Below are 22262 nucleotides of genomic sequence, written 5' to 3'. Positions count from 1 at the left end.
CACTGATTGCCAGCCACTAAAAGGAGCCTGCCATGTCGACACCAAGATTTCTCGATATCGAGTACTGCCAGACCGAAGATGCCCTGTTTCCAATTGCAATGGCTTGGTCGCTGGAAGATGGCCAGATGAAGACCGTGGTAATAGCTCCTGTGGATGAATGGCTATCAGAAGACGGCGACTTGGGCGACATCGATCTGGACTACCTGGCAGAACAGGGCGTGCCATTAATCGAGCTTGTTCATGAGCTGCACCAAGACTTGCCCGATCAGACCGTATACGTAGACGGCCTGGATCCGGACGAAATCCTGATTGATCTTATTTTTACCGCGATGGAGCAAGAAGCCCCGTTCGAGATCGCACCGATTACAGACCTGATTACTGGCATGGACAGCGACGCTCTGGAAGATCGCCGGCGCCAGTTGCTGTTTGAAGAAAGTCTGGAGCCACAACTGCCGGAAAACGGCGTGTACGCCCTGCTATTGATGGCTCAGGAACATGGCCTGTTTGAGGAAGACTAAACTGTGACACGGGTCGACGTAACAATCGGTTACACAAGGCAAACTCAGCCCCTAACCGCTCACGTCAGGAAATCCGTTACTAATGAATAATGTTGTTCGATCGCACCTGATCCTCTCACTGGTGCCTGCTTGCATGCTCTACACTCAGGCTACCCTGGCGCAGGAAACGCCCCGTGAGGACAAACATTACGTTGGCCTTCTGGTAACTGCGTTCAATCATCGTTCCATTGGCACGACATCCAAAGAGGAAGCCACAGGTAGCGGCGGAACGCTGGTAGTCGGGGGCCACCTCAGCGATTTGTTTCACGCAGAGGTTCGGGCAGGGAGCGGCTTTCGGGATGCTGAGGTGCCAGGCAGTGACCTGAGCCTTTCAATCGATTACTTTGCCAGTTGGTATATTGGCCTGCACTACCCCGTTACCAGCTACGCCAATATCTATGGCCAGGCGGGATTCTCGTATATTCAAGGAACCGCAGAGCTTCGCAATCCGGGCGATCCCCGCAACGCCCAATTCCGTGAACTGGAGGGCGATTTCCCGGACAGCAGTTTTGGCATAGGCTGGGTAGTAGGCCTGGATGTCGAAGTACTCAGCGATACCTATCTTGTTTTTGAAGGCGGAAAGCTGTCAAAAGATACTGGCACCGATGCCAATATCTTCCAGTTCTCTACCGGCCTCAAATACGAGTTCTAAAGCGTAAGAGCGTGACCGGCCGCAAACACTAAGCACTTTGCCGGATATGCCAGCACCGGTGAATCCGTGCATTTCTCTGGAAATCCTTATCCAGAGTGCTGGCACTCACCTCTTCAACCTCAAATTCTTTGGCCAGATTTTCATCAAGCTTGAAGCGTCGGAAGTTATTGGAAAAAATCAGTAAGCCGTCTGAACTCAACCTTGCCATGGCCTGCCGGATCAATTTTCCGTGATCCTTCTGAACATCCAATACACCCGCCATACGGGCGGAGTTGGAAAAGGTTGGCGGGTCCATAAAGATCAAATCGTAAACCTGATCGGGCCTGGGTTTTGCAGCCAACCACGCCAGACAATCAGTCTGTTCTACCTTGTGCTTCCTTGGGTCTGCCGCGTTCAACCTCAGATTGTCCTGAGCCCAGCCAACATACGTATTAGACAAATCCAGGCTCAGGGAGCGACTGGCACCGCCAGCAACCGCATGAACAGTCGCAGCACCGGTATAACAGAACAGGTTCAGGAAACGCTTACCCTGAGCATTCTGCTGGATCCAATGGCGCACAGGGCGATGATCGAGGAATAGCCCGGTATCAAGATAATCCTTGAGGTTCACCTTGAGGGTGACACCGTGTTCCTGCACCTGAAAGAACTCGCCGCTGGCATCCTGCTTTTCGTACTGGCTAACGCCAGCCTGACGCTGCCGCTGCTTGCACACCATTTGATCCCGCTCAATACCCAGAGCCTCCGGAATCACTGCCAGTGCTTCAGCCAGGCGTTCCCGCGCAGAACGCTCATCAATGGATTTGGGTGCAACGTATTCCTGCACATGCACCCTGCCCTCATACATATCGATCGCCAGCGCATACTCTGGCATATCCGCATCGTACAGGCGGTAACAGCCAATATTTTGCTTACGAGCCCACTGCCCAATGGTCTTCATATTTTTCTTCAGGCGGTTTCTCAGCATGGCTGCACGCTCTTCATTCGCGATGCGTGGCAGAACTTCACCCGGTAATCCGGGCTCACGAGGCGTGCGTACACTCGCCTCGTCAATGGCGAACAGAAGCAGTTGTGCTGGCAGTTTGCCGTTAAACAACTTGTACTGCTTGAAACTGCGCAGGCCGATGGACTTGCCGAACTCCGGAGCACCCGTAAACACGCCCAGACGCCATCCTGATGCGGCCGCTTTAACTGCATCACCTAATGACTCGTATAAACCGGCCAGTGCCTGCCTGTCGCTCAAGCGCTCACCATAAGGAGGGTTTACAAGTACGAGGCCGGTTTCTGCCCGATCTTCACCCAGCGAGAGCTCTTCAATCGGCTGCACCTGAAACTCAAGTAACCCATCAAGGCCTGCCCGTTGAGCATTATTGCGTGCGGTCGTGATGACCCTGCCATCCTGATCAAAGCCTGAAAATTTCGGTATTCTGCCCTGCTTTCCTTCATAGGCTCGCCTTTCAGCTTCCTGGCGAAGGGAAAGCCAGGTTTCGGGTTCGTGACCCAACCACTTTTCAAAACCAAAACGCTCCTGGCGGCGACCAGGGGCAATATCCAGCGCCATCATGGCGGCTTCAATAACCAAGGTGCCGGAACCACACATTGGATCAACAAAATCGCCACCTGCAGCAGCGATTTCAGGCCAGCCCGCACGCAACAGCAAAGCAGCAGCAAGGTTTTCCTTGAGGGGCGCGAGGCCTTGCTCTGTCCGGTAGCCGCGCTGGTGCAGGCTGTGGCCGCTGATGTCTATACCCAATGCCAATTTACCTCGATGCAACCGGGCAGACACGGTTACATCCGGTGTTTTTGCTTCAACGCCAGGGCGTTTCCCGCCGCCCATAGTAAATCGGTCTACGATTCCGTCTTTGACACGCTGAGCACCAAACTGGGTATTACGGATTTCCTCGTTTTCGCCAATGAAGTTGACTCGAAAGCTGCCATCCACAGGGATGTGCTGCTGCCAGTCAAGGTGGACAACGCCATCGTAAAGTTCGTCAGCGCTGGTAGCTGCTACCTCATCAATATGGAGAATCACCCGGTTCGCCAAACGCGACCACAGGCAGGCCCGGTATCCGGCCTCAAGCGTACCCTCTACCCATGCGCCAGCGGGTGCGTTTCTCACCAGCCCGAGACCTAATGTGCCGAGCTCGTCCGCCAGAAGGTACTCAACACCCTTTGGGCAACTTACAAAAAATACAGATTTGGACAAGTTCAACTCCAGGTTCTTTAGGCAACTCTCGCTAAGTCACGGGAATTGCAGCGTTCATAGGTTTCAGATAATCGCTTATTCAATTTAGATCAAAAAAAGCGAACCGTTAGATCAAAACGATAGTGTACTTATGCTCGAACTTCGGCTTACCTTGTAGGTGACGCGTCGTTCGGAAAGGGTAACTCCCTTTCGTTAACAGGATCCTGACTGCTCTGGCTGGAGCTGGCAATAGTGGGTTATCCCGGAGTGGATTCCACATGCCAAAGCCACTGCAGAAGTGTACACGCTTGTTCTGTTAATCCATTAGTGAGGAACGGCATGAAAAGACAGAAAAGAGATATGTACGCTCGTGCATTCAAGCGGGGTTACCTCGCTGGCGTGTCCGGAAAGTCCAAAGACAGCTGTCCGCTCGACCAGGCAGAAGTCCGCCAGGAATGGTTGAATGGGTGGCGAGAAGGCCGCACAGATCAATGGGATGGCATGACTGGCGTCTCTGGTATCCACAAAATGGCAAACGTCACCACCGCGTGATATTTGCTAAACCCCGACTTCTTAATCTGATCTTTTGTCACACAATTTGACGCAGTATTCAGCACAACCAATACGGGGCCTCCCGCCCCGTCTCATGCGCTGATGAGCGCAACGGGGTTAACTCCCCGTGAGGGCCCGCATTGCGGGCCCTTCCTTGTTTTCCGCCTGTCGTTTCTACACCCGCCTATCTATTTGAGCTTTCGAATCGCCTCAACAGCCTCTCCGATCAGATCAGGCCCCCGGTAGATAAAGCCGGTGTATAACTGAACCAGTTTAGCGCCCGCACGGATCTTTTCAGCTGCACTCTCACCATCTGTAATACCACCCACACCAATAATGGGTAAGTCATCACCAAGCTCTGCATACAGCCCCTTGATAACTCTTAAAGATGCCTCTCTGACCGGAGCACCACTAAGACCACCGGCTTCGGCCCCATAGACATGACCTGCCACTGCGTCGCGACTTATGGTGGTATTTGTAGCAACAACACCGTCCAGCCCGGCTTCTTTCAGAGCGGAGGCCACAAACCTTATGCCTGCATCATCCATGTCCGGAGCAATTTTAACGGCAATTGGCACGTAACGCCCGAGCTGGCTCTGACACTTTAGCTGCTCATCCTTAATAGCATGAAGCAGACCTTTCAGTGAATCACCAAATTGAAGATCCCGTAAACCCGGCGTGTTCGGTGATGATACGTTTACCGTGATGTAGTCTGCCCGGTTATAAACTGCTGCTATGCCCTTCCGATAATCCGACTCGGATTCGTCATTTGGCGTATCTTTGTTTTTACCAACATTAATCCCGAGAATGCCCCGATAGCTGCGCCTGTCTACTCGCTCCAGCATGTGGGCCAAACCTTCGTTATTGAAACCCATGCGGTTAATAATGGCCTGGTGCTCTGGCAGGCGGAACATACGGGGTTTCGGGTTACCCGGTTGTGCCAGTGGTGTAACAGTTCCAACTTCAATAAAGCCAAACCCCAGGGCGCCCAGAGAGTCCAGATGATCTGCGTTTTTGTCCAGCCCTGCTGCGAGCCCCACCGGGTTGGGGAAATCAAGCCCCATCACATTGACTGGCAGCACCTCTGTTTTCGGTGCAAAAGCACCCAGCAGGTGCAGGCGATGCGCCAGATCCAGGCCATTTAATGCAACAGCATGAGCCTGTTCGGGTGGTAACCGGAAAAGCAGGTTGCGGATAACGCCGTACATCTGAAAGCTCCTCAATAAAACGTGCTCGCGAGTATACCGGAAGTTTTCCACAGCGGCCCGGTAACATAAAACAACAGTGCTAAACATCTGTATACTTAGGCTCTTGGGAGCTTTTCCACGGAATCTGTGGATAACCCTGTTGAAAATTGCGGAGCATCCTTGCCTACCCCTTGCAACCTGCGCCCATCTACAGATTGATCATTTTTTAACCAGTTTATTTTTCTTTTATTTTCAACATGTTATTTAAATTTCACTTAAAATAGAAAAGATTCTGAACAAACTGTCATTCAAAGGCACTACTGCTATGATGTGTATAAATCAAGCAGGAATGCGGAAATTTTCGGAGTTTTTTTCAATGCAACAGCCCGTTTCACCAGCCCAACGCAACCGCGACAACCTGGCGGTTGAAGTGAAAGCAGCTTCCCGGGTTACCATTATAGGAATGATCCTTGATGCCTTCCTTGGAATCATCAAGGTCATCGGCGGTACCCTTTTTCATTCCCAAGCTCTTCTGGTTGACGGCATTCACTCGTTTACGGATGTAGCATCCGACGTTGTTGTGCTGGGCGTAATGAAAGTCTCCCGCCAGGAACCCGATGACTGTCACCCTTACGGCCATCAGCGCATAGAGACCTTTGGCACCCTGGTACTCGGCAGCATCCTGATTGCAGTGGGTGCAGCCCTTGCCTGGGAAAACACCCTCAGGCTGATTGAAGGCGATGTTGACCACATTCCCGAATGGCCGGTGCTGGTCGCCGCAGCTATTTCTGTAGTGGGAAAGGAGTGGATTTTCCGCTACACCAAGCATGTCGGCCTGGCCATCCGCTCGGATTTGATTATCGCCAATGCCTGGCACAGCCGCACCGACGCCCTTTCTTCCCTGGTGGTTCTGGCTTCAACCGCCGGTGCCATGCTTGGATTTGTATGGCTGGATATGCTCGCGGCCGTGGCAATTGCGGTAATCATTATTCACATTGGCTGGAAGTTTACCTGGGACAGCGTTCAGGAGCTTGTAGACACAGGATTATCGCCCGACGATACCGAAATGCTGAAAACCATAGCGCGGGAGACTGACGGCGTTCTGAACGTACATGAACTTCGCAGTCGACGCATGGGGCAGGATATTCTTCTGGATATTCACTTGGTGGTGCGCCCTGAAATCAGCGTGTCCGAAGGCCATCAGATAGGCATGCAAGTGGTCGCCGGAATGCGCAACGCTCTGGATAACATTCTCGACATCAACTTTCATATTGATGCCGAGAACGACGAAGATCATGAGTTTGCAACCACAGAACAACTGCCCTCCCGTGCAGAAGTGGCAAGCATCATTGCGGAACACCTTGGGGAAATCCCACAGCGTAGCCGGCTAAGACTTCATTACCTGAGAAACAAGCTGCATATGGAGATTTTTCTGGATGAGCAGGACCCGGAGGCGGTCTTCACACCTGAAAACGTCCGGCAGCATCTGGAAGCTTATCCCTGGTTTGGCAGTGTAAGAATCTGGGTGGCCGGCCTGTAAACGGGCCACCCGGCATCCTTCACTTTAAAGGCCATTAACGGCGGCGATTCTCTTCCATTCGGGAAAGGAATTCCTGCATGATCAGCGTGTAAAGTTCGCCGCCGAGAAACAGGTCTTCAACACCCGCATCAATACTCGGGTTATCGTTAACTTCAATAACGGCAACCCGGTTTCCAGACTGTTTGATATCCACACCGTAGAGCCCGTTACCGATCAGTCGGGTGGAGTTTAACGCCGCCTGAATAACATTTCTCGGCACTTCATAGGTGGGCATGGTTTCAAACCCGCCGCTCTCACTTGCTGATTCGCCATGTTGATAGATCTGCCAGTGACCTTTCACCATCATGTATTTACATGCATAGATAGCCCGCCCGCCCAGTACGCCGATACGCCAGTCGTAATCTGTGTAAAGGTACTCTTGTGCCAACACCAACGCTGACTGACGGAACAAGTCTTTCAACCCTGCCCTTAGGGATGCCTCATCTTCGGCCTTGGTCACACCCCTGGAGAACGCGCCATCCGGTATTTTGATAACGGCCGGAAAGCCCAACTCCTGAACCACCTGCTCCACTGCATCTTTCTGATCTTTTGAGAGAATCAGCGTTTTCGGTGTAGGTATTTTATTGTTCTTCAGCAAATCAGCCAGAAAAACTTTGTTGGTACATTTCAGGATCGATGCGGGATCGTCAATCACTACCAAGCCTTCCGCTTCTGCCTTACGGGCAAAGCGATAGGTGTGGTGATCTATGGCAGTGGTTTCACGGATGAACAGGCCATCGTACTCAGGCAAGCGCATATAATCCCGACGCGTAATCTGCTCCACATTAATACCCAGCTTGCGCCCGGCTTTTTCAAAGCGTTTCAGCGCCACCGCATCACTGGGCGGCATTTCTTCGTCCGGATTCACCAGAATCGCAAGGTCAAAGCGATAGCGGCGGCGGGTTCTGGGCTTTCGCCAAACCATGCTGCTGAAGCGATCGAATGCAGTGGCAAAAACATCCTGATCAGCCTCATTAAGATCTGCAGGGGCGGCGGGCTTCATGGATTCTATCTGCCAGGTTTTCCTGCGCCGGAACACTATCTCAAGGATTGGACAAGGAAACCGCTCAAACAAGGCCCGCGCCACCGGCTTGAGATCCGGATGTTCGGTTTGCCCGAAGTAGGTGCGAATCCGGACCTCATGGGTAGCGTTACGTTCGTCGCTGGCCGGGTCAATGGCTGAGCCAGCAGCTTCCAGCCAATTGACGACACTGGCATCGAGTTCTTCCAACTCAAGAGAGAACAACCCCTTTCGGCTCAGATCGTTCAACGTCATCACTGATGGAACCACATGGTGTCCACGGGCTTCAGCCAGCAGAGAACAGTAGTAACCACGGCTCAGGTATTTTGCGCTTTGGCAAAGGTTTATTACACGCACGCGGCTATTCGCCGGCGCAGAAAACTGCAGGTACTGATCAAACGTCAGTACATCCTCACTGGGGTAATATGGAGCCCAGTCCTTGGTGCGGTCTACAACGATAAGCAAACGAGACATTAAAGGCGCTCCTCCCCGGAGATAATTGCCTGGAAAACAAGTCGCAACAATACGCCGCCAGTGGCGCTGGAACAATCCACGGATAATGAGTGCTTTTACTCATAATAAGCGTATTTTCCAATTCGTTACTCTCAATCATAATAGCTGCATACGGGAAGCCTACCAGCATGCCCCATGCCTATATTCTCAAGGCCGCTTTATACATGTCCGATTTGCAACTCCGGCAAGCCACAAGTGATGACCTGAATGCACTTTTGCAGCTTGAGCATCGCTGTTTTAAGGAAGACAGGTTATCCCGCCGAAGCTTTCGGCGTTTTCTGGACATGCCCCGGGACAGATTGATTGTTGCAGAAACAAAAAATGAGGGCGTGAGCGAGCTTCTGGGCTATTGCCTGGTCCTGATGAGCGCAGCTACCCGAATGGCCCGCATCTATTCTATTGCAGTGCTGCCAGCAGCGCGCGGCCGTGGTGTTGGTGAAAAGCTGGTAAAGGCAGCGGAACGAGAGGCAGCAGAAGCAGGCCGCATTCTCATGCGCCTGGAAGTTCGGGAAGACAACAGCGGCGCCATTGCCCTGTACAAGCGCCTTGGCTATCGGCAGTTTGGTACCTATCGGGACTATTACGAAGATCAGGGCACGGCCCTGCGCTTTGAACGCCGCATCCTGTTTTATGAGCCCACGCAGGATTTCCTGCCCGTACCCTATTATCCGCAAACCACTGACTTTTCCTGTGGCCCGGCCGCATTGATTATGGCCATGGCAGCGCTAGATGAGGAGCAATCACTCACCACCCTGGAAGAACTCAGAATCTGGCGTGAGGCCACCACAATCTTCATGCTGGCCGGCCATGGCGGCTGCGGCCCCCATGGTCTTGCGCTGTCGGCATGGAAACGCGGCTTTGAAGCCAGTATCTGGATCAGTACGGAAGGCCCGCTATTCCGGGACACCGTTCGCAACGATGACAAAAAGCGGGTTCTGGAATTGGTACATGAAGGCTTCCTGCACGATATTGGCCAAACTGATATACAGTTACACCACGATCCGCTGACGCTGGAAGCCATGGAACAGGCCCTGCTAAATGGCCAGATACCAGTCATATTGATCAGTACCTGGCAACTGAACCGCAGCCGCGTGCCCCACTGGGTTACGGTATGCGCCATAGATGACCAGTTTGTGTATTTACACGATCCGGAAATAGACGCAGACGACGGCGAAACCGTAGCAGACAAACAGTATTTACCGGTGGATAAACGGGTATTCAGCCAAATTTCACGCTACGGCAGCGTTCAGCCACTTCGGGCCGCCGTTATTGTTGGCCCCAAGCGCTGATATTACCTGAGAACCGGTTTAACCGGTTCTCAGGGCCGCCTCTTTAAGGCCGGATATTTCATCCCGCAAGCGGGCGGCAGCCTCAAAATCGAGTTCGGCAGCAGCTTTGTACATCTCGTCCTCAAGGCGTGTCACCTCCTTGAGCAAATCCTGTGGCGAACGGCTGCCAACACGGGTTCGATACTGTTCAGCCTCTTCAGCCGCCATATCACCGGGCCGGCTGGATTTACGCCGGCCACGACCTCCGCCGCCGGCACCCTCCATGATGTCCGCAACCTTCTTGTTAAGACCCTGAGGTGTGATGCCGTGGGCCTCGTTATGCTCTTGCTGTTTGGCACGCCGGCGATCCGTTTCATCAATAGCACGCTGCATGGAACCGGTAATGCGGTCGCCGTACAAAATGGCTTTACCATTGAGGTTTCTGGCGGCCCGGCCGATGGTCTGGATCAATGCTCGCTCAGAGCGCAGAAAGCCTTCTTTATCGGCATCCAGAATGGTCACCAGCGATACTTCCGGCATATCCAGCCCTTCACGCAGAAGGTTGATGCCCACTAGCACATCAAACTCACCCCGGCGCAGGTCACGAATAATTTCTACGCGCTCAACCGTGTCTATGTCCGAGTGCAGATAACGCACACGAATATCGTGCTCCATCAGGAAGTCCGTCAGATCTTCTGCCATACGTTTGGTCAGCGTGGTGACCAGAACCCGCTCGTCTACCTTTACCCGGGAGTGTATTTCAGAAAGCAGGTCGTCCACTTGTGTTGATGCCGGGCGAACCTCTATCACCGGATCCAACAAGCCAGTGGGCCTCACAACCTGCTCTACCACCTGCCCCGCATGTTCGGCTTCGTAATTGCCGGGTGTGGCTGACACAAAGATCATCTGGGGCGCGATGCGCTCCCATTCGTCAAACCGCATGGGCCGGTTATCTAACGCAGACGGCAAGCGGAACCCATACTCCACCAGGGTTTCTTTCCGGGAGCGGTCGCCTTTGTACATGGCACCGATTTGCGGAATGGTCACGTGGGATTCATCAACAACCAGCAGCGCATTCGGCGGCAGGTAATCAAACAGTGTTGGAGGGGCTTCGCCGGGCTCCCTGCCTGAAAGGTAGCGAGAGTAGTTCTCGATGCCGTTGCAATAGCCCAGCTCGTTCATCATCTCCATATCGTAGCGGGTTCGCTCTTCGAGCCGCTGGGCTTCCACAAGGCGGTTGTTGTCCCGGAGCTGCTGCAGGCGCTCGTCCAGCTCCACCTTGATTCGCTCCGCGGCATCCAGAATCGTCTGCCGCGGTGTGACATAGTGCGACTTGGGATAGATCGTAACCCTGGGAACCCGTCGGAGCACTTCGCCTGTAAGCGGGTCGAAATAACTGAGGTTTTCCACCTCTTCATCAAACAACTCGATGCGCACAGCTTCCTTTTCCGATTCCGCCGGAAACACATCGATAACATCACCCCGCACCCGGTAATTGGCCCGATGGAATTCGATGTCGTTGCGGGTGTATTGCAACTCAGCCAGCCGGCGCAGAATATGCCGCTGGTCTATCTTGTCGCCCCTATCCAGATGCAACATCATTTTCAGGTAGGACTTGGGATCACCCAAACCATAGATTGCAGATACCGTTGCCACGATAATCGCATCCGGACGCTCAAGCAGTGCTTTTGTGGCGGACAACCGCATCTGTTCGATGTGCTCGTTAATAGAGGCATCTTTCTCAATAAATGTATCAGATGACGGAACGTAGGCCTCTGGCTGGTAATAATCGTAGTAAGACACGAAATATTCCACGGCGTTATCGGGGAAAAATTCGCGAAATTCGCCGTAGAGCTGCGCAGCCAGGGTTTTGTTATGAGCCATGACAATGGTCGGACGTTGTACCGATTCAATCACCTTAGCTACGGTAAACGTCTTGCCCGAGCCGGTAACGCCCAACAATGTCTGGCTTGCCAATCCCGAATGAATGCCGTCAATCAGGCCTTCTATAGCCTTTGGCTGGTCGCCTGCGGGCTCAAATGGCGAGTCAACAATGAAGACGCCTTCTTTACCTGAATTGCTGGAATCGTTACTGCCCATAATCGGCACACAACCTCCACTCATACAAACTACGAATCCCAGCCATATCTTACGGTTGCAAGACTTGGCCCAAGAGAGAAATTTATTGTTACGCCAGCTTCATGGTACCATCAACGCGATCGACGGCTGGGCGAAAATCAGCCGCCATAAGGCAAGGATTCAGACACCCCGCCGGTCACGGACCTATCAGATGCAGCTTTAAGGAGCGCAAGTTTGGACCTTCAACTTTCCAGCCGAGTACAGGCAATCAAGCCATCCCCCACCCTCGCGGTCACCAACAAAGCTGCCGAATTGCGCGCAGCGGGCCAGGATATCATCGGCCTTGGTGCAGGCGAGCCGGATTTCGATACCCCGGAGCACATCAAGCAGGCAGCCATTGAGGCCATCAAAAGTGGCCAGACAAAGTACACAGCTGTTGATGGTACGCCAGCCTTAAAGAAAGCAATCATTGCGAAATTCAAACGGGACAACGGCCTGGAATACGAAGCCAACCAGATACTCGTATCAAGTGGTGGCAAACAGAGCTTTTTCAACCTTGCCCTGGCGACTCTGAATGCTGGCGACGAGGCCATTATTCCCGCGCCTTACTGGGTATCCTACCCGGATATGGTTCTGGTTGCTGAAGGCAAGCCGGTTATCATCGAAACCGGAGCAGACACCCGATTCAAGATCACTGCGGAACAACTGGAAGGTGCCATCACCGAGCGTACACGCTTGTTCGTGATCAACAGCCCTTCCAACCCCAGTGGCATGGCTTACACCATGGAAGAGCTGAAGGCCATTGCCGAGGTGCTGAAAAAGCACCCGAACATCATGATCGCTACTGATGATATGTACGAGCCTATCCTCTGGACGGGTCAGCCATTTTGCAACATTCTCAATGCTTGCCCCGAGCTTTACGATCGCACCTTTGTTCTCAACGGTGTATCCAAGGCTTATTCCATGACGGGCTGGCGTATCGGTTATGCTGCAGGCCCCGCTAAAACCATTGGGGCAATGAAGAAAATTCAGTCTCAAAGCACCTCAAACCCTTGCTCCATTTCCCAGGCCGCAGCACAGGCCGCTCTGGATGGCCCGCAAGAATGCGTGGGAGAGATGGTCAAGGCGTTCGAAAAGCGTCATGACTGGCTGGTAGCTGCTTTGAACAAGTTGCCGGGTGTTGAATGCCTGAAAGGCGACGGCACCTTCTACGTGTTCCCAAGCTTCCAGGCAGCAATTGATGCCACCGAAGGTGTCAGCAACGATGTGGAGTTCGCAGAGAAGCTGCTGAGCGAAGCGGGTGTTGCACTGGTTCCGGGCTCTGCATTTGGTTGCCCTGGCCACATGCGCCTGAGTTTTGCGACGAGCATGGATAATCTGGAAAAGGCCATTGAGCGGTTGCAGAAGGCTTTGGGCTAAAAACTTCGGTAAGGGGTTGACGAGGCCGTGGCGTAATCTTAATATACGCGCCTCGTCACATGACGACGTTCCCCGATAGCTCAGTTGGTAGAGCAACGGACTGTTAATCCGTTTGTCGCTGGTTCGAGCCCAGCTCGGGGAGCCACTATTTGAAAACCCGCTAATTCTATGAGTTAGCGGGTTTTTTCTTATTATCGCTTGGCGCTTCGTTCCGAGCCAAGCTGCCCTGCCGCACAGCAAAGCCCGCTACCTAGAATAACCCCAAACCGCGATCAATATGCTCAGTACGCAAACGGGGAATGCCGTGAAGCGCCTGTTCCAGATTTACAACTGTTGCACCGTTAGGAATATTGAAGAACGCACCCTGGGTTGTGCGAATAAAATCCTGGGGAGTAATGTTTCCCTTCTTCACATCTTTAAGCCACTCCAGATCCTTTGTCTGGAAAGACATGAATACACCATCCACCGGCCCCGTTAAACGGGGTTCTCCACCCACCTCACTAATCTCACCTATAGGGAAGCTGTTGTAGCTATCAAGCCTGAAACAGACGCCGATACCTAGCGCCTTACAATCCTGAACAGTAACCTCAACATCGCCTTTTCCACAGAACAAGCCGCAGCCCGGGTTCACAAAATCAATAGTGGAGCTCGCCGTACCACCTACAAGCCTCAGAAGTCCGCGAGTGATACCTGCCACATCCTTGATAACAATCTTTTCCCCATCCGGAATACCTGCATACTCAGCTCGCAGCGGGTCCAGCGAACCAATATCCGGACCTTCACCATGAACAAGCTGGGCTTTCGCGTACAGAGGGTCACCACTTGTCAGGTAAGGGGCGAGCGCAACGATAAGGGAGTCACCGAAACTGCCATCGGATTCCGCATTTTTGAGCCCCTCACCGCGATCCAGAATCTCAATGTTCACGTTACCCGTCAGGCTCTTAATCGATCCTGAAAGCACACCCATCGCATCACCAAAACCAATTCTAAAACCCAAAATTTCGCGGGTAACCTCATCCTGGGCGAGCTCGAAAAACGGGTCACTGATAGTAAAAGGAACAATCTCACCCTGCGCATAGGCGCTTCCATCAGCCTTTCGTTGCCTGGGCATAGCAGGGTTTGCACTGTAATACGCTTGATTGTTGATATACCCAAGCGCAAAGTCCTCAATATAGACATCCGAAGACCCCGGTTTTTCACCAGCTCGCTCATAACGCCCCAACTCAAGCACATCAACGTTGGTCTGGACCTCTATATCCATTCCAAGGTTCACGCGCGTATAGGCGGTGGAGTCGTTTGCATCCGGATGGTACTGCCGATCAACGGATACGAATGCCTGCCCCGTGACTTCTGAAAGCGCCTCGTCAGAAATTGGACTTAACTCTGAATGGGCAACCATGGGAAACACTGACAGAACAGCCATTGAAAAAAATCTGGTCATTTTGGAATCCCACTGCGGCCGTTTTGTTATTTTTGACGGCTCATCAAAGGGTGAGTGGTGCTCGCGCTGCGCCGAACTAATTCACTTCGGCGCCGTTAGTTTTTGCTTTTTGTTAATTCTTACAGTTGACTCTATCAGCAGATCCAAGCAGGAAGTGTGACACTTGTCATAAATCAAAAAAAACCCGACTAATGTCGGGGTTAAGGGGTTGACCAGTACTGGCCCAATATGATTGACCTAAAATGAATGACTTTTACTCAGATCGAATAACCACCAGAGTTACAACAGGTTAGACGGGTCAGATTCCGGCCACATCTGCGTAAATCGCCTCTAGTGCAGCAAATGGCTCGGCAGCCTGCGTAATTGGCCGGCCTATAACGAGATAATCAGAACCAGCCGCCAGGGCATCCCGGGGAGTCATGATGCGCTGCTGATCGCCCTTATCGGCGGTTAAGGGCCGAATACCCGGGGTAATCAACTTGAAGTCGATACCCTGCTCTGCTTTCAACTTGCTTGCTTCCTGCGCAGAACAGACAACACCATCAAGACCACAGTTACGGGTCAGGGTTGCCAGGCGGGAAACCTGGATTTCGGGAGAACTGCTTATCCCGATACCGGCAAGATCATCAGCGCCCATACTGGTAAGAACCGTTACAGCGATCAGCAGCGGCTTATCCTTACCAAACGACTCCAGACGTTCGCGGCAAGCCAACATCATTTTCTCACCACCAGACGCATGCACATTTACCATCCACACGCCAAGATCTGCAGCAGCAGCGACAGCTGACGAGGCCGTGTTAGGGATATCGTGGAATTTCAGATCCAGAAACACATCAAAACCGCGCTTCTGCAAGCTTTCAACCAGCTGAGGGCCGGAGCGCGTAAAAAGTTCTTTGCCAACCTTTAACCGGCACTTTGCCGGATCCAGCCTATCTGCCAGCTCCAGCGCCGGGTTTGCAGAGGGGAAGTCCAGAGCAACGATGATATTGGGGTCGTTCGAAGTTTGCACGTTGGTATGTCCTGCGAGGTTTTGATAAAGAATGAAGGTAGATGTTAAAAACTGAAAACAGGGAACAAAGCTACTCAGCCTCAACGCCCTGTATGGGACGAACTGTCTCCCATTGTTTACAGCTGGGGCACAGCCAGTGCAGCTGCTGCCCCGAGAAGCCGCAGCTTACACAACGGTAAACCGGCCTGTTGGCAAGAATCATGAGACCGATACGACTAACGAGGCGCCCTTCGTCAGTGGTCATACCCTTTTCATAGCCTGCCATCTCAACAAGCCGTAACAGACCTCTCATGCTCGGGCGTATTTCCAGTTCCATGCGCAGCAGCTCGATTGCGGCAGGGCGGCCTGCAACTCGCTCTACCGACTCTACCAGAGCCAATAGCAAGCTGGTACTCGGGTAGGCCTCGTATAATTTACGTAATTTTTTGACCAGCCTGCCAATATCTCCATGCTCGTGTTCAAGCTTCATAAGGCGATCAATGGCTTCTGGCCCAAAATCCGGGTTTTGATCAAAGACTTTCAACCCCTGGTTACCCGCATCTCGATAGCTGCCCTGCCGGACCAGAATCTTCATCAAAATCAATGTAGCGCGAACACAGGAGCGGTCGTAATCCAGCGCCTCTTTGGCAAGCTTCTGAGCGCCCCAGCGGTCATCCTTCACAAGTGCCTTTTCCGCCAACTCACAGGTAAGATAAGCAAGGTCCTTGAACATCCCGGGATCTGCATCATTTTTGGTCAGGGCTCGAGCTACATCTGCAGCCTTGCCCCACTCCCGCTCTTGCTGATAAAGCTCGATGAGTTGCTGTGCAGCTTTTCGGCCGTACTCCCGATCTCCCATCAACTGCTGCAATAACGCTTCAGCTCGGTCCAACAAGCCGGCATTCAGGAAATCCATTGCAAGCTCAAGCGTTACCTGGGGGGAGAACCGGGGGTGCAGTTCAGGCCTTGCGAGCAAATTCTGGTGCACGAGAATGGCTCGATCCGTTTCGCCTTTGTTGCGAAAGTGCCTGCCAATAGAGAGGTGGAGACTTACGGTATCCTTGTTTACAGCCAACGACTGCACAAAATTATCGACGGCCTGATCTGAATAATTCGTGAATAGAAACTGCAACCGATCTTTGACAGAGTCTTCATCGGCAATCTTTGTTCGGGCCCGGCTACGACCATTACCCAGCCGGCCGACAAACCAGCCAACGGCAACTGCAACAGTCAACAGTAGCCACTGAAACACTATGTCCATTAAATAGCCTGGTCGTTCTGGGCCTTGGATTTTTCCAATGCCTGTTCGGCGCGACCAAGTCGTTTCTGAAGAGTCTTGCGGGAAATCGATGTGCGGAATGTGGCGAGAATGGTGATCAGTATTCCAACCAGCGCACCGATAACAAACGACATGATAATCCAGACGGCGACACCATGGGGCTTGGTCTCAAATACCAGAAAGTTAAGAGCAACCGCCATCTGGTTATTCAGGGAGAACACAAGCGCCAGCAATACCAGGACCAGTACCAACAGAATCAAAAGGATCTTCTGTAATCCTGCCATAGCTTTAGCTCTCCCAAACGCTGATAAGTGTCCGAATTATAGGTGTTTCAATTCAGAGATGAAAAGCCTAAAAACCCTGCTTCAAACTGTCATTCACCTGCTCACGAAGTTCCTTGCCGGGCTTGAAGTGAGGAACATACTTTGCTGGCAACTGCACAGCCTCTCCGGTTTTCGGATTCCTACCGGTACGGGCGGCGCGATGGTGAAGGGAGAAGCTACCAAACCCCCGGATCTCGATTCTTTGTCCGTTAGCAAGCGACTGGGACATATGCTCAATAATTGTTTTTACCGCCAACTCAACATCTTTAACCGAGAGCTGCGTTTGTTTCGAGGCAATTAATTCGACCAGTTCTGACTTCGTCATGAGGCACTTCCCTCTTTTCTTATTTATTCGGCCAATGATTGCCGAATTCCCACTCCCTCAGTTTAGCTAAATCAGAAAAAAACACAAAAAAAACGGGCTCTTAGAGCCCGTTTTTTTCTTACCAACCGGATATTAGTCCTTGTTGGCGTTCTGCTGCTGCATTTGCTCCTTGATGAGATCGCCAATGGTGGTCGCACCGGAGGAAGTTTCTGCAGTTTTGCTGCGCACTGTATCAATAGCCTGCTTGTCGTCTTCAACGTCCTTGGACTTGACAGACAGGTTGATGATGCGGTTCTTGCGGTCGATGCTGATGATCTTGGCTTCGACTTCTTCGCCTTCCTTCAGAGCGTTACGCGCATCTTCAACGCGGTCACGGCTGATTTCGGAAGCTTTCAGAATCGCTTCAACTTCGTCGTTCAGAGCGATAGTAGCTTGCTTGGCATCAATGGCGGAAACAGTGCCCTTGACGATAGAGCCTTTATCGTTCAGCTGAACAAACTCGGCGAACGGATCGCTTTCGAGTTGCTTGATACCCAGGGAAATACGCTCACGCTCGGGATCTACAGACAGGATAACGGTGTCAACATCGTCGCCCTTCTTGTATTCACGAACGGCTTCTTCGCCTGTTTCGTTCCAGCTGATGTCTGACAGGTGAACCAGACCATCGATGCCACCGTCCAGACCGATGAAGATACCGAAGTCAGTGATTGACTTGATCTTACCGGAGATGCGGTCGCCCTTGTTGAAGTTGCCGGAGAAATCTTCCCATGGGTTGGATACGCACTGCTTGATACCCAGGGAGATACGACGACGCTCTTCATCGATGTCCAGAATCATCACGCCCACTTCGTCGCCAACATTAACGACTTTGGATGGGTGGATGTTCTTGTTGGTCCAATCCATTTCAGATACGTGAACCAGACCTTCAACGCCCTCTTCCAGCTCGGCAAAGCAGCCGTAATCGGTCAGGTTGGTTACACGTGCAGTAACCTTGGTACCTTCAGGGTAACGGCCTTTGATATCAACCCAGGGATCTTCACCCAGCTGCTTCAGACCCAGAGATACACGGTTACGCTCACGATCGAACTTCAGTACTTTAACGTTGATCTCGTCACCAACGTTTACGATTTCGCTCGGGTGCTTGATGCGCTTCCAAGCCATATCGGTAATGTGCAACAGGCCGTCAACACCGCCCAGATCTACGAACGCGCCGTAGTCGGTCAGGTTCTTGACGATACCCTGAATTGACAGACCTTCTGTCAGGGTTTCGAGCAGAGCTTCACGCTCGGCGCTGTTTTCAGCTTCCAGAACGGCGCGGCGAGAAACAACCACGTTGTTACGCTTCTGGTCCAGCTTGATAACTTTGAATTCGAGCTCCTTGTTCTCCAGGTGCGCAGTGTCGCGAACCGGACGAACGTCTACCAGGGAACCCGGCAGGAACGCACGAATACCAGCCAGATCAACGGTGAAACCACCCTTAACCTTGCCGTTAATAATACCTTTGACGACTTCTTCCGCTTCGAAGGACTTCTCGAGTACCTTCCAGGATTCAGCACGCTTGGCCTTTTCACGGGAAAGACGGGTTTCACCGAAACCATCTTCCACTGCATCCAGTGCTACGTCGACTACGTCGCCAATAGCTACTTCCAACTCGCCTTTTTCATTCAGGAACTGGGAGGCGGGGATAACACCTTCGGACTTCAGCCCGGCGTTAACTGTGACCCAGTCGCTATCAACATCAACTACGGTTCCCTGGACGATGGAACCTGGTTTCATGTCAATTTCTTTTAGGCTTTCTTCAAAAAGATCCGCAAAGCTCTCGCTCATTATGAGTCCTATAGGTTCAATGCAAGTATGCTCCGTGTCGCCAGCAACACGGTCTGTTAATAAATTCCGGAATCAGCCAGCGGCTGGCAGATTACGCTGCTCCCGGTATTTCAACGACAAAAAGGTGTAGTCAGGTCTGACCTGCTGCGGCCATACACCTGTCTAGCACCTCCTGTATACTCAACCCCGTAGAATCAATGACTTGCGCATCGTCTGCGGGCTTGAGAGGGGCTGCGGAACGGTTCATATCCCGTTCATCACGAACCCGTATCTCCTCTAAAAGGGCGTCAATACTAACATCGACACCCGCTGCCTTCAACTGGCCGAAACGCCGGCGTGCGCGCTCTTCTGCGCTGGCCGTCAGAAAAATTTTAACGGTGGCATCCGGGAACACTACGGTGCCCATGTCGCGACCATCAGCAACCAGCCCGGGGCTTTGCTGAAAATCCCGCTGACGCTGCAAAAGTGCATCCCGAACCGGCTGCATTACAGCAATGCGCGATGCATTATCCCCGCAGGTTTCGGTACGAATTTCCGAGGTAACATCCTCTCCTGCAAGAATCACTTTCGCAGGCTCACCTTCAGGGGTGGGCTCGAAAGCAACGTCCAGCGAAGCCGCTACGCGCACCAGTTGTGCCTCATCATCCAGGGCCACGTTCTGGCGAATGGCAGCAAGCGCGGTCAACCGATATAGCGCGCCACTGTCGAGCAGATGCCAGCCCAGTTTTTTGGCCAGCATTTGAGTAACTGTGCCCTTACCCGATCCGCCCGGGCCATCCACTGCGATGACTGGTGCCTTGCCTTTCGACATTAATGTGCTCCCTGTTCAGCGCCGCCTTCGGCCCCCTCGGCGGATATCTGGATACCCGTTTCCTTCGCAAGCTCCACAAAGCCCGGGAAGGATGTTGCCACAACCGCGCAGCCGTTAATTTCGATCTCTTCGGTGGCGCGCAACGAGGCCACTGCAAAAGACATAGCAATGCGATGGTCGTCATGGCTGTAAACAGAGCCGCCTTTAATGGTTTGCCCGCCCTCGATAATAATGCCATCTTCCGTAACCGTGGTTTCCACCCCAAGTGTTGCAAGGCCATCAGCCATCACCTGAATGCGATCACTTTCCTTTACCCGAAGTTCCTCAGCGCCGGTCAGAACCGTACGGCCAGTTGCGCAGACAGCCGCAATAAACAACACCGGGAATTCGTCGATGGCCAGGGGCACCTGGTCTACCGGTATATCAATGCCTTTGAGCTCTGCTGAGCGAACGCGCAAATCGGCCACTGGCTCGCCACCAATTTCACGCTCGGCCATAACTTCAATATTGGCACCCATCTGGCGCAGAATATTAATTACCCCTACCCGTGTCGGGTTCATGCCCACATGGCGCAGTAACAGATCAGAATTCGGAGCAATGCTCGCGGCAACCATAAAGAAGGCCGCTGATGAAATATCTGCCGGGACATCAATCACGCCGGCTTTCAGCTTGCCACCACCTTTAACGCTGGCTGTGGGACCTTCACGCTCTACCTTGTAGCCAAAGCCCGCCAGCATACGCTCGGTGTGATCCCGCGTTGGTGCAGGCTCAGTAACAGACGTAGTGCCATCGGCATACAAGCCGGCAAGCAACAGGCAGGATTTAACCTGAGCACTGGCAACCGGCATATCGTAATGAATACCGGTTAACTTCTTATCCTGAGTACCGTGAATTTTTAGAGGCGGGCGACCGCCCTCGGCGGTATCAATAACAGCACCCATGGCTCTTAACGGATCGGCAACACGATTCATGGGCCGTCCGGAAAGACTGGTATCACCCGTCAGTTCGGACGCAAATGGCTGCGCCGCCAACAGTCCCGCAAACAAGCGCATGCCGGTGCCTGAATTGCCGAGGTATATTGACCCACGAGGCGCCTGCAAGCCGTTCATTCCGACGCCGTGAATGCGCACAAAGCCGTTATCCGGCCCTTCGATGGCAACACCCATGTCACGGAAAGCCTGCAGCGTTGCAAGACTGTCCTCTCCTTCGAGGAAACCTTTTACCTCAGTTATGCCCTCTGCAAGCGCTCCGAGCATAATCGAGCGATGAGAAATGGATTTATCGCCGGGCACCCGAATGTCGCCATTTACTGAGCCGCCGGGCTGAAGACGGAACGTCACCTGATTTTCACTGTTATTTGTCACGTAAGCCTGTCCTGAAAGCATTTTTGAAAAGTGTTCGCGTGCTGCTTTGGCGCGGCCGAACACTCGCAGCAATGTGGCGCCGTCCTGATCCGCTATTGCTGTGCGCAGCTGATCCAGATCCTGGGTAAAGTGGTCAATAACCCGGAGAACGGCATCGCGGTTGGAAAGAAAAATATCGTGCCACATAACCGGATCACTCGCGGCTATGCGGGTAAAATCACGGAACCCGCCTGCAGCATACCGGAAAATATCCATGTTCTCGTCTTCTCCAGCCAGTGTATCCACCAGCGAGAAGGCAATCAGATGGGGCAAGTGGCTCGTCGCCGCCAACACTTCATCGTGATACGCCACAGACATGGTAAGCACAGTGGCACCGCAGGCTTCCCACAAGGCCTGGAGCCTTTCCAGATGAGGGGCGCTGACGTTATCCGGAGGCGTCAGTATTACCTTGTGATTGCTGAACAGATCCGGATTGGCCGCACGAATGCCGCTTCGCTCTGATCCCGCAATCGGGTGCCCGGGAATAACGCGAGGCGAAAACTCACCAAATACCGCCTCTACATCTTTTACAAAGCCAGACTTGGTACTGCCCACATCAGTAAGAATGGCATCTGCTGCAAGGTGTGGGCGTATCTCCTCTAACACCTTGCGGGTCGCCTGCACTGGCACCGCCAGTACGATAAGGTCTGCGCCCCGCACTGCCTCTGCAGTGGTTTCCGCAACCGTATCAATTACACCCAGCGATTGACCTAACAGAAGATCCTCTTTACGCTGATCCGCCCCAACCACTTCCCGAGCAAGGTTGTTTTTCCGGATGGCACTCGCCAACGAACCACCTATCAGGCCCAACCCGATTATGGCTACACGCTGAAATAGCGGCTCGCGCACTGGCACC

At 52.8% G+C, this 22262-nt stretch carries 18 protein-coding genes and 1 tRNA gene; 7 read left to right on the top strand and 12 right to left on the bottom strand.

The window, feature by feature from the left end:
- Positions 1-32: 32 nt before the first annotated feature.
- Both FFI61_RS13490 and FFI61_RS13485 read left to right on the top strand, forming a co-directional pair.
- Positions 33-518 carry a hypothetical protein gene (locus tag FFI61_RS13490; RefSeq protein ID WP_200371106.1) on the top strand — a complete coding sequence of 162 codons (486 nt, stop codon included), beginning with the start codon at positions 33-35 and terminating at the stop codon, positions 516-518.
- 82 nt (positions 519-600) lie between these two features.
- On the top strand, positions 601-1209 hold the full coding sequence (locus FFI61_RS13485) for an outer membrane beta-barrel protein (protein WP_200204399.1): 609 nt from the start codon (positions 601-603) through the stop codon (positions 1207-1209).
- A gap of 28 nt (positions 1210-1237) precedes the next feature.
- Here FFI61_RS13485 and rlmKL read toward each other — a convergent pair whose 3' ends face one another.
- Positions 1238-3412, bottom strand: coding sequence for a bifunctional 23S rRNA (guanine(2069)-N(7))-methyltransferase RlmK/23S rRNA (guanine(2445)-N(2))-methyltransferase RlmL (rlmKL, locus tag FFI61_RS13480; protein WP_200371105.1), 2175 nt, complete (start codon positions 3410-3412; stop codon positions 1238-1240).
- A gap of 318 nt (positions 3413-3730) precedes the next feature.
- On the opposite strand from rlmKL, the gene rmf reads away from it, so the two are divergent.
- Positions 3731-3943 (top strand): ribosome modulation factor, encoded by a 213-nt coding sequence (gene rmf / locus FFI61_RS13475; protein ID WP_200204386.1) that lies wholly within the window; start codon positions 3731-3733, stop codon positions 3941-3943.
- Between the two features lie 188 nt (positions 3944-4131).
- Here rmf and FFI61_RS13470 read toward each other — a convergent pair whose 3' ends face one another.
- Positions 4132-5151 carry a quinone-dependent dihydroorotate dehydrogenase gene (locus FFI61_RS13470; protein WP_200371099.1) on the bottom strand — a complete coding sequence of 340 codons (1020 nt, stop codon included), beginning with the start codon at positions 5149-5151 and terminating at the stop codon, positions 4132-4134.
- 355 nt (positions 5152-5506) lie between these two features.
- Here FFI61_RS13470 and FFI61_RS13465 point away from each other — a divergent pair, with 355 nt between their 5' ends.
- Positions 5507-6670: a cation diffusion facilitator family transporter gene (locus FFI61_RS13465; RefSeq protein ID WP_200204381.1), complete on the top strand. Its 1164-nt coding sequence runs from the start codon at positions 5507-5509 to the stop codon at positions 6668-6670.
- 34 nt (positions 6671-6704) lie between these two features.
- Here FFI61_RS13465 and FFI61_RS13460 read toward each other — a convergent pair whose 3' ends face one another.
- Complete coding sequence (locus FFI61_RS13460) at positions 6705-8204, bottom strand: RimK family protein (RefSeq protein ID WP_200371097.1); 1500 nt, start codon at positions 8202-8204, stop codon at positions 6705-6707.
- A gap of 203 nt (positions 8205-8407) precedes the next feature.
- Here FFI61_RS13460 and FFI61_RS13455 point away from each other — a divergent pair, with 203 nt between their 5' ends.
- On the top strand, positions 8408-9532 hold the full coding sequence (locus tag FFI61_RS13455; RefSeq protein WP_200371477.1) for a GNAT family N-acetyltransferase/peptidase C39 family protein: 1125 nt from the start codon (positions 8408-8410) through the stop codon (positions 9530-9532).
- A gap of 18 nt (positions 9533-9550) precedes the next feature.
- On the opposite strand, the gene uvrB is transcribed toward FFI61_RS13455, so the two are convergent.
- Positions 9551-11611: an excinuclease ABC subunit UvrB gene (gene uvrB, locus FFI61_RS13450; protein WP_200204550.1), complete on the bottom strand. Its 2061-nt coding sequence runs from the start codon at positions 11609-11611 to the stop codon at positions 9551-9553.
- Between the two features lie 213 nt (positions 11612-11824).
- Between uvrB and FFI61_RS13445 the strand changes: the two genes are divergently transcribed.
- Both FFI61_RS13445 and FFI61_RS13440 read left to right on the top strand, forming a co-directional pair.
- Complete coding sequence (locus FFI61_RS13445) at positions 11825-13009, top strand: pyridoxal phosphate-dependent aminotransferase (RefSeq protein WP_200371091.1); 1185 nt, start codon at positions 11825-11827, stop codon at positions 13007-13009.
- A gap of 69 nt (positions 13010-13078) precedes the next feature.
- Positions 13079-13154: transfer RNA gene (locus tag FFI61_RS13440), tRNA-Asn, on the top strand.
- Positions 13155-13259: 105 nt separating this feature from the next.
- Here FFI61_RS13440 and FFI61_RS13435 read toward each other — a convergent pair.
- The 8 genes from FFI61_RS13435 to FFI61_RS13400 all read right to left on the bottom strand — a co-directional run bounded on the left by FFI61_RS13435 (position 13260) and on the right by FFI61_RS13400 (position 22261).
- Entirely contained in the window at positions 13260-14450 is a 1191-nt protein-coding gene (locus tag FFI61_RS13435; RefSeq protein ID WP_200204373.1) for a hypothetical protein, read from the bottom strand.
- Positions 14451-14748: 298 nt separating this feature from the next.
- Positions 14749-15459: an orotidine-5'-phosphate decarboxylase gene (gene pyrF, locus FFI61_RS13430; RefSeq protein WP_200204370.1), complete on the bottom strand. Its 711-nt coding sequence runs from the start codon at positions 15457-15459 to the stop codon at positions 14749-14751.
- A gap of 70 nt (positions 15460-15529) precedes the next feature.
- Positions 15530-16699: a lipopolysaccharide assembly protein LapB gene (gene lapB / locus FFI61_RS13425; protein WP_200371089.1), complete on the bottom strand. Its 1170-nt coding sequence runs from the start codon at positions 16697-16699 to the stop codon at positions 15530-15532.
- Complete coding sequence (locus tag FFI61_RS13420) at positions 16699-17001, bottom strand: LapA family protein (RefSeq protein ID WP_200204366.1); 303 nt, start codon at positions 16999-17001, stop codon at positions 16699-16701. The genes lapB and FFI61_RS13420 overlap by 1 nt, the downstream gene beginning before the upstream one ends.
- A gap of 67 nt (positions 17002-17068) precedes the next feature.
- Positions 17069-17365: an integration host factor subunit beta gene (locus FFI61_RS13415; RefSeq protein ID WP_100640373.1), complete on the bottom strand. Its 297-nt coding sequence runs from the start codon at positions 17363-17365 to the stop codon at positions 17069-17071.
- Positions 17366-17497: 132 nt separating this feature from the next.
- The gene (rpsA, locus tag FFI61_RS13410; protein WP_200204364.1) at positions 17498-19192 is read right to left on the bottom strand and encodes a 30S ribosomal protein S1; all 1695 of its coding nucleotides are present in this window, start codon (positions 19190-19192) and stop codon (positions 17498-17500) included.
- Positions 19193-19322: 130 nt separating this feature from the next.
- Positions 19323-20003: a (d)CMP kinase gene (gene cmk, locus FFI61_RS13405; RefSeq protein WP_200204362.1), complete on the bottom strand. Its 681-nt coding sequence runs from the start codon at positions 20001-20003 to the stop codon at positions 19323-19325.
- A complete protein-coding gene (locus FFI61_RS13400) occupies positions 20003-22261 on the bottom strand; it encodes a bifunctional prephenate dehydrogenase/3-phosphoshikimate 1-carboxyvinyltransferase (RefSeq protein ID WP_200371088.1) in 2259 nt (752 codons plus the stop codon). The genes cmk and FFI61_RS13400 overlap by 1 nt, the downstream gene beginning before the upstream one ends.
- Position 22262 lies beyond the last annotated feature (1 nt).

The sequence above is a fragment of the Marinobacter sp. DY40_1A1 genome (genome assembly GCF_016597815.1).
In the GTDB taxonomy this organism is placed as follows: domain Bacteria; phylum Pseudomonadota; class Gammaproteobacteria; order Pseudomonadales; family Oleiphilaceae; genus Marinobacter; species Marinobacter xiaoshiensis.
Note: the sequence above shows the minus strand (reverse complement) of the source record. Positions and strands in the feature narration are given on the sequence as shown.

What these genes read in the sequence shown, in the direction of transcription:
- FFI61_RS13490 (WP_200371106.1), top strand. Translation starts at nt 33, where the DNA reads ATGTCGACACCAAGATTTCTCGATATCGAGTACTGCCAGACCGAAGAT.
- FFI61_RS13485 (WP_200204399.1), top strand. Translation starts at nt 601, where the DNA reads ATGAATAATGTTGTTCGATCGCACCTGATCCTCTCACTGGTGCCTGCT.
- rmf (WP_200204386.1), top strand. Translation starts at nt 3,731, where the DNA reads ATGAAAAGACAGAAAAGAGATATGTACGCTCGTGCATTCAAGCGGGGT.
- FFI61_RS13470 (WP_200371099.1), bottom strand. Translation starts at nt 5,151, where the DNA reads ATGTACGGCGTTATCCGCAACCTGCTTTTCCGGTTACCACCCGAACAG.
- FFI61_RS13465 (WP_200204381.1), top strand. Translation starts at nt 5,507, where the DNA reads ATGCAACAGCCCGTTTCACCAGCCCAACGCAACCGCGACAACCTGGCG.
- FFI61_RS13460 (WP_200371097.1), bottom strand. Translation starts at nt 8,204, where the DNA reads ATGTCTCGTTTGCTTATCGTTGTAGACCGCACCAAGGACTGGGCTCCA.
- FFI61_RS13455 (WP_200371477.1), top strand. Translation starts at nt 8,408, where the DNA reads ATGTCCGATTTGCAACTCCGGCAAGCCACAAGTGATGACCTGAATGCA.
- uvrB (WP_200204550.1), bottom strand. Translation starts at nt 11,611, where the DNA reads ATGGGCAGTAACGATTCCAGCAATTCAGGTAAAGAAGGCGTCTTCATT.
- FFI61_RS13435 (WP_200204373.1), bottom strand. Translation starts at nt 14,450, where the DNA reads ATGACCAGATTTTTTTCAATGGCTGTTCTGTCAGTGTTTCCCATGGTT.
- lapB (WP_200371089.1), bottom strand. Translation starts at nt 16,699, where the DNA reads ATGGACATAGTGTTTCAGTGGCTACTGTTGACTGTTGCAGTTGCCGTT.
- FFI61_RS13420 (WP_200204366.1), bottom strand. Translation starts at nt 17,001, where the DNA reads ATGGCAGGATTACAGAAGATCCTTTTGATTCTGTTGGTACTGGTCCTG.
- FFI61_RS13415 (WP_100640373.1), bottom strand. Translation starts at nt 17,365, where the DNA reads ATGACGAAGTCAGAACTGGTCGAATTAATTGCCTCGAAACAAACGCAG.
- rpsA (WP_200204364.1), bottom strand. Translation starts at nt 19,192, where the DNA reads ATGAGCGAGAGCTTTGCGGATCTTTTTGAAGAAAGCCTAAAAGAAATT.
- cmk (WP_200204362.1), bottom strand. Translation starts at nt 20,003, where the DNA reads ATGTCGAAAGGCAAGGCACCAGTCATCGCAGTGGATGGCCCGGGCGGA.